The 13,401-nt window shown below is 33.5% G+C and carries 12 protein-coding genes; 10 read left to right on the top strand and 2 right to left on the bottom strand.

Annotation, left to right across the window (positions count from 1 at the left end):
- Window positions 1-7 precede the first annotated feature (7 nt).
- Window positions 8-802, bottom strand: coding sequence for a histidinol-phosphatase HisJ (gene hisJ / locus ACOQFO_RS11070; RefSeq protein ID WP_421689723.1), 795 nt, complete (start codon window positions 800-802; stop codon window positions 8-10).
- 135 nt (window positions 803-937) lie between these two features.
- Between hisJ and ezrA the strand changes: the two genes are divergently transcribed.
- The 9 genes from ezrA (at window position 938) to ACOQFO_RS11025 (ending at window position 11,088) form a co-directional block, all read left to right on the top strand.
- On the top strand, window positions 938-2,641 hold the full coding sequence (ezrA, locus tag ACOQFO_RS11065; protein ID WP_421689722.1) for a septation ring formation regulator EzrA: 1,704 nt from the start codon (window positions 938-940) through the stop codon (window positions 2,639-2,641).
- 189 nt (window positions 2,642-2,830) lie between these two features.
- Complete coding sequence (locus tag ACOQFO_RS11060; protein WP_421689721.1) at window positions 2,831-3,982, top strand: cysteine desulfurase family protein; 1,152 nt, start codon at window positions 2,831-2,833, stop codon at window positions 3,980-3,982.
- A 182-nt stretch (window positions 3,983-4,164) separates the two neighbouring features.
- Window positions 4,165-5,373, top strand: a complete 1,209-nt coding sequence (gene thiI / locus ACOQFO_RS11055; protein ID WP_421689720.1) for a tRNA uracil 4-sulfurtransferase ThiI — start codon at window positions 4,165-4,167, stop codon at window positions 5,371-5,373.
- Between the two features lie 151 nt (window positions 5,374-5,524).
- Window positions 5,525-5,737, top strand: a complete 213-nt coding sequence (locus tag ACOQFO_RS11050; protein WP_421689719.1) for a small, acid-soluble spore protein, alpha/beta type — start codon at window positions 5,525-5,527, stop codon at window positions 5,735-5,737.
- 256 nt (window positions 5,738-5,993) lie between these two features.
- Window positions 5,994-7,574, top strand: a complete 1,581-nt coding sequence (mbcS, locus tag ACOQFO_RS11045) for an acyl-CoA synthetase MbcS (RefSeq protein ID WP_421689718.1) — start codon at window positions 5,994-5,996, stop codon at window positions 7,572-7,574.
- 221 nt (window positions 7,575-7,795) lie between these two features.
- Window positions 7,796-8,800, top strand: a complete 1,005-nt coding sequence (gene sppA / locus ACOQFO_RS11040) for a signal peptide peptidase SppA (RefSeq protein ID WP_421689717.1) — start codon at window positions 7,796-7,798, stop codon at window positions 8,798-8,800.
- 13 nt (window positions 8,801-8,813) lie between these two features.
- Window positions 8,814-9,401, top strand: coding sequence for an RDD family protein (locus ACOQFO_RS11035; protein ID WP_421689716.1), 588 nt, complete (start codon window positions 8,814-8,816; stop codon window positions 9,399-9,401).
- Between the two features lie 115 nt (window positions 9,402-9,516).
- On the top strand, window positions 9,517-10,026 hold the full coding sequence (tpx, locus tag ACOQFO_RS11030) for a thiol peroxidase (protein ID WP_421689715.1): 510 nt from the start codon (window positions 9,517-9,519) through the stop codon (window positions 10,024-10,026).
- Between the two features lie 132 nt (window positions 10,027-10,158).
- The gene (locus ACOQFO_RS11025; protein WP_421689714.1) at window positions 10,159-11,088 is read left to right on the top strand and encodes a class I SAM-dependent methyltransferase; all 930 of its coding nucleotides are present in this window, start codon (window positions 10,159-10,161) and stop codon (window positions 11,086-11,088) included.
- Window positions 11,089-11,154: 66 nt separating this feature from the next.
- On the opposite strand, the gene ACOQFO_RS11020 is transcribed toward ACOQFO_RS11025, so the two are convergent.
- Entirely contained in the window at window positions 11,155-11,607 is a 453-nt protein-coding gene (locus ACOQFO_RS11020; protein ID WP_421689713.1) for a universal stress protein, read from the bottom strand.
- 348 nt (window positions 11,608-11,955) lie between these two features.
- Here ACOQFO_RS11020 and ald point away from each other — a divergent pair, with 348 nt between their 5' ends.
- Entirely contained in the window at window positions 11,956-13,089 is a 1,134-nt protein-coding gene (ald, locus tag ACOQFO_RS11015) for an alanine dehydrogenase (protein WP_421689712.1), read from the top strand.
- Window positions 13,090-13,401: the final 312 nt, after the last annotated feature.

Below are 13,401 nucleotides of genomic sequence, written 5' to 3'. Positions count from 1 at the left end.
TTCTCCTTTATTTCGGAATAACTATTTCGTAATGTTGGTGTAAATCTTCTACACGATGGGCATCTGAGCCAAACACCATTGGCAATTCAATTGTTTTAGCATACTCAATCATCGGTTTTGGAGGATAAGGTTCTTGGCAATCTACTTTACTTAATCCTGCGCTGTTAAGGTCTAACTCATGGCGTTTTTCTTTCATTAAATCTAGAATACTTTTAATTTGAGTTGTATCGTCAATCGACTCTCTATGGGCTAACTGAAATTTATGAATAAGTGTTGGATGGCCGATCCGTCTAGGTTTGAATCTTCCTAAGTTAGCCTCAATCGATTTTTTTACTGCATCGTAATATAAATTGTAAACCGACTCAACACTACCTACTTTTTTAGCAAAATCTAAAAATACTTCTTTAGAAAAGTCTATACAACAATAATCATCATTCCATTTTAGAAAGTGAACAGACAAAATAGAATCATCTAATAACGGTCCAACAATATCTAAAAACGCTCTAGTTTCAGTCTCATATCCTATAATGTAATCGATTTCTAAACCAATATTAATTTTGATTTTACTTGAGTATGTAGATTTTAACTCATTTAGAGTTTCGATATAAGAGCGTAATAGTTTTGGATCCATCCCACTGTCCTTACCTGGAGTAGGATCTTCAAAATTCGTTGGAAGTGGTGCATGCTCAGTGAAAGTAATTTCTGAAAAACCACATTCAATCGCTTTTTCAATATATTGCTCAAGGGAATCCTTTGTACCATGTGGACAAAATGGTGTATGAATGTGTCCATCTCTTTTCAACAAAAATTCCTCCTTTTTAGAAAGATTCGTAAACCTTAGTACATTTCCAATAATTTATTCAACAAATCTATCAAAACATGATATATTATAGTTACGAACTAGCCGATTTGCGTGATTTGGAATAGGGGGCTTACGATGAATTATATCATCATTATTGTCATCGTACTAATAGCATTATTTGTTGTAGGACTCGTTATGAGACGTAAACATAATGTCATTATACAGCGATTAGAAAAAAATAAGTTACAAGTTCAGCATTATCCAATCTTTGAAGAGCTTACTAAAGTAAAAGCACTAAATATGAATGGTGAAACGGAAAAATTGTTTGAAACTTGGCGTGATCAATGGACAGAAGTCATGGATATTCATGTTATTAAAATGGATTCTATGTTGTTTGATGCTGAGGATTATATCGATCGTTTCAATTTCAAAAAAGCTTCTAAGGTTGAAAAAGAATTAGAAGAATACTTAAAAAAATGCGAAAAAATTAAAGATCAAATTCTAACTGAATTAGAAGAGTTAGTTGGAAGTGAAGAAAAGAACCGCATTGAAATTGAACAGCTAAAAGAATATTACCGTTCCGCAAGAAAAACATTACTTGCTCACCAATATTCATTTGGTCAAGCTTTACCTAGTTTAGAAAAATTACTTGAAGAAATTCCTGCTAAATTCGAACAGTACGATATGTTAACGATGGAAGGAAATTATCTTCAAGCACGGGAAATTGTTCTTACTTTAACTTCGGATGCTGAGAAATTTGATTATTTTATAAATGAAATTCCTAGTATTATTACGGAAATACATACTAAAATTCCAAATGCTATTCAAGATTTAAAAAATGGACAACGTGAAATGGAAGAAGGGTCTTATTATTTAAATCATTTAGAATTGACTGAAGCAATTGTGCAATTCGAAAAAGAGTTAGAACAATTAAACGAAGAAGTAAAATCGTTAAACATCTCATCAGTTGTAACGCGTATAGAAAAAGTAAATGATGAAATTGACAATTATTATGACTTACTTGAAAAAGAAGTTATTGCTAAAAACTTTGTCGATAAAAATTATGAACATATGTATACAACGATTCGTGATGTCATTCGGGGTACGAAAGAAGTTAGTGAAGAGGCTGAGTATGTACAAACTTCGTATCAACTTACTGAAGAAGAAGCCGAAATTCCTAAAATTGGTTTAAAACAGTTAGAGATGATTCAAAAACGATATGAAGTTTTAGCTACAAGAGTGAGAGAAGAACAATCCGCTTATACTAGCTTGCAACAAGAACTAATTGAAATTAGTGAAGAAATCGAGCAAATTAAGCTACAACAAGAAGAATTATCTGATCGCTTAAAAAACTTACGAATTGATGAAAACAAAGCACGACAACAGTTAAATTCACTTAAAAAGCTTCTACAAAACACCGATCGCTTATTAAATAAAGCAAATATTCCAGGTATACCGGAAGAAATGGAAGCACGATTAGAGGAAGCTGAAGAAAAAATTTACTTATGTATGCAAAGTCTTCAGGAAGTTCCACTTAATATGAAATTTGTACATTTGAATTTACAAAATGCAAATCAATGTATCCAAGAAGTAAATGATCGTGCACAAGAAATGATTGAAAATGTAATGCTAATTGAACGAATTATTCAATATGGTAATCGTTACAGAGCATCTAACAGAGCTGTTCATGAGAAATTGTTAGAGGCTGAAGAAGCATTCCATCAATTCCGTTATATGAAAGCATTAGAGGACGCTGTTTCTGCTGTAGAGCAAGCTGAGCCAGGTGCTATCAAGCGTATTGAAGAACTTGTTCAAAATGAACTGTATTCCAAGTCTTAACTTTAAAGCTCAAAACTCGCTAAATTATTGCGATGGGCTGTCTAGAAACGTAATATTTCTAGACAGCCATTTCTTATTATTGCAACATTATTGTTAGAATTTTTTGCAAAGCATTTAGAACAATTGCTTCCACTTTGTTTCAATAATAAGGAATAACTACAAGATATATATTAAAAAGGGTTGGTTATTATGATTTATTTTGATAACAGTGCAACAACAAAACCATATACTGATGTGTTAGATACATTTATAAAAGTAAATGAACAATTTTATGCAAATCCTGCTTCCATTCATGCTGCAGGTACACAAGCGAATTTGTTGCTAGATCGTGCGCGAAACCAAGTAGCGCAAATTTTCAACACAGATGAAAAATGTGTCATATTTACTGCGGGTGGAACAGAATCAAACAATTTAGCAATATTTGGTATTCCAAAAGCTAATACTCATAAAGGTAAGCATATTATTACAACAGAAATTGAACATGCTTCTATATTAGAGGCTTGTAAATCTATAGAAAAAGAAGGTTTTGAAGTCGATTATTTACATGTTGATGAATCTGGGGTCATCTCATTAGATGAGCTTAAAGAAAAAATTAGAAAAGATACAGTGCTTGTTAGTATTATGCATGTAAATAATGAAATTGGAGCGATTCAACCGATTGAAGAAGCTGGGCAAATCATCCATGAGCAAAGTCGTGCAGTTTTTCATGTAGACGCTGTACAAAGTTTTGGGAAAGTACCTATCTCATTTAATGGAGAAAAAGGTCCAGATATTATTACCATTTCAGGTCATAAAATTCATGCTTTAAAGGGTTCAGGTGCTATCGTCTTTCGAAATAAGCTGAACATCATTCCATTAATACTTGGTGGAGGGCAAGAGTTTGGATTAAGAAGTGGAACAGTAGCAGTACCTCAAGCTGTAGCTTTAGCAAAAGCGGCACGAATGGCAATCGAAAATTTACAAGCTTCCAATGAAAAATATCGTCGTTGGCAAAAAGATTTATTTAAATTTTTAACTGAATTTGGTGAACATATTCATATTTTATCAACGGAGTCAGGAGCTCCACATATTTTATCATTTAGTGTGAAAGACCTAAAAGGTGAAATTTTAATCAATGCATTACAAGAACGTGGAATTATTGTTTCGACTTCAAGTGCATGTTCATCGAAACTACAGAAAACGAGTCATGTTGTAACAGCCATTAAACTAAATCCGAAATTTAAGAATGGTGTGATTCGCTTAAGTTTTGGTGCTTTCAATACTGATGAAGAAATTCAAAAATTTAAAGAAGAATTTACAAAGGTCATGATCGATCTAACTTCATTCAGACCATTACTTTGATAACTCTAACTAGTGTAGTAAATGTGATTGGTTCATGATAATGCGGTTAAGTTATAATCAGTATGAAGTTAGATGCCTCCGGCGGATGCCACAGATTTTTTAATGATAATATTCGAGCGAGCTCGAATAAAATCTGGGCGCAACTACGCCAAGGCGAATTTGATTAAAGGAGTAAACAAATAATGAAATGGAAAGAAGTATTAATTAGATACGGAGAATTGTCTACGAAAGGTAGAAATAAGAAGGAATTTATAAGCCGACTTCGTGATAATATCCGTTATACATTTAAAGAAATTTCTCCATTAGCGATTCACACTGAACGTGATCGTATGCATATTCAAATAGAAAACAATGAGCAAATGGCTATTCTCATGGAAAAATTGCCAAAAGTATTTGGTATTCAATCCTTTAGTCCAGTTGCTATTTGTGATAAAAATTTAGATGCGATGAAATCATTAGCGATTGAAATAATGAAGGATTTCAAAGATCGAAATATTACATTTAAAGTAGAAGTTAGACGTTCAGATAAGTCATTTCCACATGAATCTCACGAAATTCAACGTGAAATTGGTGGAGCTGTATTAAGACATTATGAAAATTTAACTGTTCAAGTGAAAAAACCAGAAGTAGAACTTCGAATTGAAGTGCGTAAAGATGCTATTTACATGATGGCACAAATTATTCAAGGTGCAGGTGGAATGCCAGTTGGTTCTAATGGAAAATCACTTTTAATGTTATCTGGTGGTATTGATAGTCCTGTTGCTGGTTATATGATGATGAAAAGAGGTGTTCGTCTAGAAGCGATTCATTTCTTCAGCCCTCCCTACACTAGTCAAAACTCATTAGAAAAAGTAAAAGTATTAGCAAATGAATTATCGAAATTTGGCTATAAAATTCGATTACATGTTATTCCATTTACAGATATTCAAGTACTTATTAAAGACCGTGTTCCTGAAAATATGATTATGACAACAACTCGAAGAATGATGATGAAGGTTGCTGACAAAGTACGTGAAGAAATTGGAGCACTTGGAATAGTAACTGGTGAAAGCTTAGGACAAGTTGCTAGCCAAACGTTAGAAAGTTTAACTGCAATTAATGACGTCACAAATACACCTATTTTAAGACCATTAATCGGATACGATAAATTAGAAATTATTGATATCGCTGAAAAGATTGGAACATACGAAACTTCAATTCAACCGTTTGAAGATTGCTGTACAATCTTCACTCCAGCAAATCCAAAGACAAAACCGAAAGTAGATAAAGTAAATTATTATGAAAGCTTTACTGACTTTGATGCGTTAATCGAAAAATCCGTACAAAATCGAGAACTATATATCTTCCCTATGATGAAGCCAAAAGAAGATCAGTTCGAAGGATTATTATAAAAGAATCCCGAAAGCTTTCACTTTTTATAGCAAGAAATAAAGCAATAAGGTAATACCAATCAGCTAGAAATACAAGAACATATTTCCTCTCACCTTTTGTGTATTAAAAAACGAATCCGGTGCATTCTAAATTCACAAGGAGGTGAGAGAAATGGCTTCAAACAACAACGGTAACAGAAACAAATTATTAGTGCCTGGTGCAAACCAAGCATTAGACCAAATGAAGTATGAAATCGCACAAGAGTTTGGTGTTCAACTCGGACCAGATGCGTCTTCTCGTGCTAACGGATCAGTTGGAGGAGAAATCACTAAACGCCTAGTGCAAATGGCTGAATCACAATTACGTGGTACTCAAGGTCAATAATTAAATGACTATAATAAGGGCTAGTAGCGAATGCTGCTAGCTCTTATTTTTTGCTATACAAATTTTTTTACACATAAAGAATTCATATAATTTTTAAAAAAATAGTACCTAGTCCTAAAACCTTGGTATATAATGAGGTTATAGATAATAGAAAAATCTATCATCAAACATATTTACATCCTATGTAAAGTCTATTTTTCGAATAAAAATCATATATAAAAAAATACCAAGGAATTTAAACTAGGGGGAATTTGAAATGAAAAGAGAAGATTTATTAGCTCCTGAAGATTACAATATTGTAGATGAAATTGAAAGATATGCTAGTGAAGAAGGAAAATTAGCTTTATTAGTAAATCATGAAAATGGAGACATTGAAAAAATCTCTTTTAAAGAGTTAATAAAAAAAGCAAATAAAGTTGCAAATGTTTTTTCGAATCGCGGACTCCAACATGGTGATGTAATTCTTGTCATGGTACCTCGTTCTATTGAAGCTTATATTACATACATTGGAGCTCTAAAAGCTGGACTTACAATCATTCCAAGTTCAGAAATGTTAAGAGCAAAAGATATTGACTATCGTATTTTGCATTCTGGAGCAAAAGCGGTAATTGCTTTTGAGAATGAATTAGCTCAATTCGATGATGTGGAACATTTAGATGGATTACAACAATTCGTATTCGGTAGTTCCCAAGGTTCTTGGATTTCAATGCAAACTGAAATTGAGCAAGCTTCAGAAGAATATACTGGACAACGCACAAAAAGTTCAGATATCGCTTTCCTTTCATATACAAGTGGAACAACTGGTAATCCAAAAGGTGTTGTACACTCACATGGTTGGGGATACGCACATTTGCGCACAACTGCTGCAAACTGGTTAGGCGTAAAAGAAAACGACATTGTATGGGCAACTGCTGCACCTGGATGGCAAAAATGGATTTGGAGTCCGTTTTTAGCGGTATTAGGAAGTGGTGCTACAGCGTTTGTTAATTTAGGGCATTTTAATCCACAAGATTATCTTCAAACTTTACAAGATCATAAAATTAACGTTTTATGTTGTACACCAACAGAATACCGTTTAATGGCGAAGGTTGATGGGTTAGAAGGATATGATTTATCTAGCGTTCAAAGTGCCGTTTCAGCTGGGGAACCATTAAATAGTGAGGTAATAAATAAATTTTTAGATGTATTTTCTCTACAAGTACGTGATGGTTATGGACAAACTGAAAATACATTATTAGTTGGAACAATGATCGGTATGACACCAAAACCTGGGTCTATGGGTAAACCAACTCCAGGAAATTTAGTTGAAGTCATTAATGATTTAGGAGAACCAACAAAACCAGGAGAAGTAGGAGATATTGCGGTTCATTCTTCCACTCCAGCATTATTTAAAGGCTATTTAAAAGACCCAGAAAGAACAAAAATGCAATATCGTGGTGAATGGTTCTTAACTGGAGACCGTGCTTATAAAGATGAAGATGGTTATTTCTGGTTTGAAGGTCGTGGTGACGATATTATCGTATCTTCTGGTTACACAATTGGACCATTTGAAGTAGAAGATGCACTTGTTAAACATCCAGCTGTAAAAGAGTGCGCAGTAGTTGCAAGTCCAGATGAAATTCGAGGAAATATTGTAAAAGCATTCGTTGTACTTCGTGATCGAGAGCTGAAAAATAGTCCAACAATCGTTAAAGAATTGCAAGACCACGTAAAAACAATTACAGCTCCATATAAATACCCTAGAGCTATTGAGTTTATCGATGAATTACCAAAAACATCATCAGGAAAAATTCGCCGAATCGAATTACGTCAAAAGGAATTCGGAGTTAAGGCGTAACTATTCCTTGGGAAATAATTTTTGATAGCTAGAATATAACATTCAATTCAAAAAGTATTGATCAATGATATGATTTACAGTAATATGTTAAACTTATTATGATAATAAATAGGCTGTTCAGATAGTTTCTACTTACTGAACAGCCTATTATTTTGCTTAATTTTTCATGAAACATTTACCATTCTAATACGTAAAAAATAATAAGGAGGGAATGATTTATTATGAATACAAAAAGATGGATAGCGATCATTATTGCTGCATTTTTATTAATCTTTTCAGTTGGCTTAAATGCTGTTATTGGATTCTTTAGTTCTGATTTTGTTTCAAGTGTAACTAGTACATCTGAAATACAGCTAAAAGAAAAGGTTCTTGAAGGTGGAGATTTTTCAAAAAGAATTGCGTTACTAACCGTTGATGGAGTAATTCAGGATGTTGGTTCTGGGACAGTTTGGTCTGAAGTAGAATATGATCACAAATTATTTTTAAAACAGCTTGATGTAATATTAAATGATCCAACTGTACAAGCAGTCGTGTTATCAGTCAATTCTCCTGGTGGAGGAGCAATAGAATCAGCAGAAATTCATGAGAAATTAGTGCAAATTAAAAAGGAACGTAATATTCCAATCTATGTATCGATGGGTTCAATGGCAGCTTCTGGTGGTTACTATATTGCTGCACCTGGGGACAAAATATATGCACATCGAGAAACGATTACTGGCTCAATTGGTGTAATTATGTCTAGTTTTAATTTTTCACAGTTAGCTGAAAACTTCGGTGTGGAATTTGAAACGATTAAATCCGGAGATCATAAAGATATGTTTAGTGGGACAAGACCAACTACAGAAGAAGAAAAAGCAATGATGCAAGAAATGATTAACGATTCGTATGAAGTGTTTGTAGATGTAGTGGAACAAGGCCGCGGTATGAGTGAAGCTGAAGTAAAAGCTGTTGCAGATGGACGAATTTTAGGTGGTTCCCAAGCAGTTAAAGCTGGATTAGTAGATGAATTAGGTGGATTAGATGATGCCATTGCAAGTCTACGAGCTGATTATGGGTTACAAACAGCAACACTCTTTGAGTATGAAAGTGATACAGGTGGTATCGGTCAAATCATCGGAATGAAACTCGGGGCTCTTTTTGGACCATCTGCAGAACAGCAACTACTTACAAAACTTATGAATACATCAAATGCACCGAGATTAATGTACCTATACGGCGAATTTTAAGGAGGGATTTCAGATGACAATAGAAGATTCTAACGGATTCAATCACTCCTCAAACGAAAGTGAAATAGTAACAAAACCAGTCAATTATCAAAATGTAGTTGAATATGAATTTGAACAAAAGACTGTTGGATTTTGGTTGCGTTTCTTTGCCTTTATAATTGACCAAGCTATTGTATCCGCACTATTAGGAATTGTAATATATCCTCTATTTAAAGTTGCAAATTGGAGTATAACTGACACTGATTATCTTGCTCCAATTACAATCGTATCTGCTATTTTCTATTACGGTTATTTTATTTTAATGACAAAATACTTCGGTCAAACTTTAGGGAAAATGATTTTTGGTATAAAAGTGCAAACAATTAATGGTGAAAAACTAAATTGGAGTACAGTTATTTTTAGGGAATTAATCGGTAGATTTATTAATAACACGATTTCCATTTTATATTTATTAGTTATTTTTATGCCGAAAAATAATAGTTTAGCGGATTATTTCGCAGATACAGTAGTGATTCAGGAAAATGTTTACATTAAGAAGAAAAAAGAAGCGGGTCAATCAGTTCAAATCAACTCACATAATCAAATTTCACCTTCCTTATAATGCTAAATACGAATTTGGTGAATTTCACTAATTTTTACACAGTGATAAGATAACTTATTTGCATTAGAGAAATACCTTTTAGTAAGATGATTACAGAAAGGGAGGCGTTCAAATAATGGCACAAGTAACATTTAAAAACAATCCAGTAACTTTAGTTGGAAAAGAAGTAAAAGTAGGTGATCCAGCACCTGACTTTACAGTTTTAGCTAATGATTTATCACCAGTTTCACTAAAAGATACAGAAGGTAAAGTTCGATTAATTATTTCTGTACCATCATTAGATACAGGTGTATGTGATGCGGAAACTCGCCGTTTTAACGAAGAGGTTGCAAGTATCGGTGGAGATGTAGCATTCTATACTGTATCAGTTGATTTACCATTTGCTCAAAAACGTTGGTGTGCTGCAGCAGGAATCGAAGGCGTACACACAGTTTCTGATCACAGAGATTTATCTTTCGGTGAAGCATATGGAGTTTATATGAAAGAACTTCGCTTACTTGCACGTGCAGTATTTGTTATTGACCGTACAGGTACAGTAACTTACGTTGAGTACGTTCCAGAAGGTACAAGCCATCCAAACTATGAAGCAGCAATCGAAGCGGTAAAAGCGGCTTTAGCGAAATAACTGTTTGAGTTCTTATCTATTTGTAGTAATATAATATTTAGAGAGACTTAACAAACTTTTCTTTAGTAGTAATACTAATAACCCACTCGACAGTGTTTTGCGAGTGGGTTGTTCATTTTAAAGGAGTTAGCTATGGAGAATTTAGAAAAAATCTTTTCTTTTATTAACGAAAAATCAGAGCAATATGAACAAAATAGCGAATTAACTTACTTAGAAGGTGTACTTAATACACTTGAAGATATACTTGACCAAAAAATTGAATGGGTTGGAAAAGATGCCTCAAAAGAGGAAATTCGTAAAGCAGTACAACTAGCAATTCTAAAAGGCATGCGTAAATCTTCTCAACCAAATCACCAAATGACACCGGATTCTTTAGGTTTGTTAGTTGGTTATTTTGTAGAGCAATTTGTTGAGGAGAAACTAAATCAAGGGCCGATTTCAATACTTGATCCAGCTGTAGGGACAGGTAACTTATTGTTAACAGTTATGAATATGTTCGACGGAAAAACGTTTTCAACTGGGATTGAAGTGGATGAAACGTTAATTCGTTTAGCTGCAGATACAGCCGAGTTAATACAACAGCCTATCATGCTCTATCATCAAGATGCGTTACAAAAAATGCTGGTGGACCCTGTTGATGTTGTTGTTTGTGATTTACCTGTTGGATATTATCCAAATGAAGATGTAGCATTAGATTATGAATTGTGTTCACGTGAAGGGATGAGTTATGCCCATCATTTACTAATCGAACAATCAATCAATCATTCTAAAGACGGTGCATATTTATTTTTCTTAGTACCTGCGAATCTATTTGAATCTGAGCAAGCGAAAGAGTTACATAATTACTTGAAAAAACATGCCTGGATTCAAGCAGTCATCCAATTACCAGATGGATTATTTGCAAATAAATCTTTAGAAAAAAGCATGTTAATTTTACAGAAGCAAAGTAAAGATCACCGTGCTCCTCGTGAAGTGCTTCTAGCTAAAGTACCTAACTTGTCTAATAAGCAAGCATTATCTGCATTCTTCGAAAAAGTTCAAATATGGAAGAAACAGAAATAACATCACAACAAAAAAAACAGCCCCTCTAAATTCTTTAGAAGGGCTATTTTTATTTTAAAACATTGATTATTCTTCGTTGTCAGGAGTACGAACTACTAATACGTCACATCTTGCAGAGCGGACGATTGCTTCAGAAACAGAACCAATTAAGAAACGTTCAACAGCATTTAAACCTGTAGCACCACACACGATTAAATCAGCATCTACAACTTTTGAAAGTTCTTTTGTAATGATTGTTTTTGGAGAACCGTATTCAATAAGTACTTTAACATTTTTTACTCCAGCTTCCTCAGCTTGTTTTTTATAACCAGCTAATAATTCTTCAGAGAAACTTTGAGCACGTTCAGCGATTGAACGATCATATGCCTCAATAGCAGCAAATGAACGCGTGTCAATAACGTTCACAAGATTTAGTGTTGATTCACCATTACGTTTTGCTACATCGATTGACTTTTTAAATGCATATTCCGCTTCCTTAGAACCATCTACTGCTACTACGATATTTTTGTATTGAGTCATAAAATATTCCTCCTTCATCGGTATATCCTTATTATATCAAGTTCCATTTTAAAGAAAACAGAATATGGTAGTTCTATAAAATGATTCACAAATATTTCTAATAAAATACAAAAATTTGTAAGAATCTTTTTCCAGCTTGTTTGATCTATCTAGCGAAGAATTACATAATGTAATCTATTCCTCTAACTGCACAATCAAAACTGATATAAATCGACATTGAGTTCTCTATTAACCTTTATATTATTCAACAAATAATAAATACTAAATTTTAGAAAACTATATTTGCAAACTAACAAATTACTGATAAGATGGAATTGTCTGAATTATGATACAGAAAGAGGTATTGCAATGAGAATAGGAGTTCCAAAGGAAATTAAAAACAATGAGAACCGTGTCGCAATGACACCAGCTGGAGTTGTAACATTAACAACTGCTGGTCATGAAGTATTTATTGAAACAGGCGCAGGTTTAGGATCTTCATTTACAGATGAAGACTATCGTGCAGCAGGTGCAGTGATTGTAGATACTGCTAGTGAAGCTTGGGCACAAGAAATGGTTATGAAAGTAAAAGAACCAGTTTCTAGTGAATATCAATATTTCCGTGAAGGTTTAATCTTATTTACTTATTTACATTTGGCACCTGAATATGAGTTAACTCAAAATTTAATCGACAAAAAAGTTGTAGGTATTGCATATGAAACAGTTCAATTACCAAACCGTTCTTTACCACTATTAACGCCTATGAGTGAAGTTGCTGGTAAAATGTCAGTACAAATTGGTGCACAATATTTAGAAAAGCTTTCTGGTGGAAAAGGAATTCTATTAGGTGGAGTATCTGGCGTACAGCGCGGTAAAGTAACGATTGTTGGTGGCGGTGTTGCTGGAACAAATGCTGCACGTATTGCAGTTGGTATGGGTGCAAGCGTAACAATCTTAGATGTAAGTCCTGAACGCTTACGTCAATTAGAAGATATCTTTGGTTCATCTGTTCAAACATTAATTTCAAATCCATTTAATATTGCAGAGTCAGTAAAAGAATCTGATTTAGTAATCGGTTCTGTATTAATTCCTGGTGCAAGAGCTCCAAAACTTGTTACTGAGGAAATGGTGAAAGCGATGAGTCCTGGTTCAGTAATTATTGATATTGCAATTGACCAAGGTGGTATTTTTGAAACAACAGATAAAGTAACTACACATGATGATCCAACTTACATTAAACATGGTGTAGTTCATTATGCTGTAGCAAATATGCCAGGTGCAGTACCACGTACGTCAACAATTGCACTAACTAATAATACAGTTCCTTATGCATTACAAATTGCAAATAAAGGATATAAACAAGCTTGTCTTGATAATGAAGCATTGAAAAAAGGTATTAATACACTAGATGGTCATGTAGTTTATGAAGCTGTAGCTATTGACCAAGGTCGTGATTATGTATCTGTTGATAATTTATTAAAAGGGGATTCCCTAGTAAATTAATAAATGAAAGAAGCTATTAAAGAGATAATAATCTCTTAAATTGGCTTCTTTTTTTGTTGCCGATTATATAGGAAAAAGTCGTTTGATAGAAAAAAACAACATTAAATAGCATTTTTATATCATTATATTAAGAATATTTAAAACGTATTTATCAGAAAATATTAAAAATTATAACTCAAACTTCGCAGACTGAAATCGACAAATAAGCCTTGATATAGTTAGGCAGACCGTCAATCCATTGCTGTAGTTGACTTTTGATTATTTTTTGAATCGTTTTATTCGTCTTTTTTAAGGCATCTTCAAGAAGCTCGA

The organism is Ureibacillus sp. MALMAid1270 (genome assembly GCF_049202975.1).
Taxonomy (GTDB): domain Bacteria; phylum Bacillota; class Bacilli; order Bacillales_A; family Planococcaceae; genus Ureibacillus.
The sequence above is the reverse complement of the archived record's forward strand: the minus strand, read 5'-3'. Positions and strand labels throughout refer to the sequence as shown.

What these genes read in the sequence shown, in the direction of transcription:
- ACOQFO_RS11020 (WP_421689713.1), bottom strand. Translation starts at nt 11,607, where the DNA reads ATGACTCAATACAAAAATATCGTAGTAGCAGTAGATGGTTCTAAGGAA.
- tpx (WP_421689715.1), top strand. Translation starts at nt 9,517, where the DNA reads ATGGCACAAGTAACATTTAAAAACAATCCAGTAACTTTAGTTGGAAAA.
- ACOQFO_RS11035 (WP_421689716.1), top strand. Translation starts at nt 8,814, where the DNA reads ATGACAATAGAAGATTCTAACGGATTCAATCACTCCTCAAACGAAAGT.
- thiI (WP_421689720.1), top strand. Translation starts at nt 4,165, where the DNA reads ATGAAATGGAAAGAAGTATTAATTAGATACGGAGAATTGTCTACGAAA.
- sppA (WP_421689717.1), top strand. Translation starts at nt 7,796, where the DNA reads ATGAATACAAAAAGATGGATAGCGATCATTATTGCTGCATTTTTATTA.
- ezrA (WP_421689722.1), top strand. Translation starts at nt 938, where the DNA reads ATGAATTATATCATCATTATTGTCATCGTACTAATAGCATTATTTGTT.
- ald (WP_421689712.1), top strand. Translation starts at nt 11,956, where the DNA reads ATGAGAATAGGAGTTCCAAAGGAAATTAAAAACAATGAGAACCGTGTC.
- mbcS (WP_421689718.1), top strand. Translation starts at nt 5,994, where the DNA reads ATGAAAAGAGAAGATTTATTAGCTCCTGAAGATTACAATATTGTAGAT.
- ACOQFO_RS11060 (WP_421689721.1), top strand. Translation starts at nt 2,831, where the DNA reads ATGATTTATTTTGATAACAGTGCAACAACAAAACCATATACTGATGTG.
- ACOQFO_RS11050 (WP_421689719.1), top strand. Translation starts at nt 5,525, where the DNA reads ATGGCTTCAAACAACAACGGTAACAGAAACAAATTATTAGTGCCTGGT.
- ACOQFO_RS11025 (WP_421689714.1), top strand. Translation starts at nt 10,159, where the DNA reads ATGGAGAATTTAGAAAAAATCTTTTCTTTTATTAACGAAAAATCAGAG.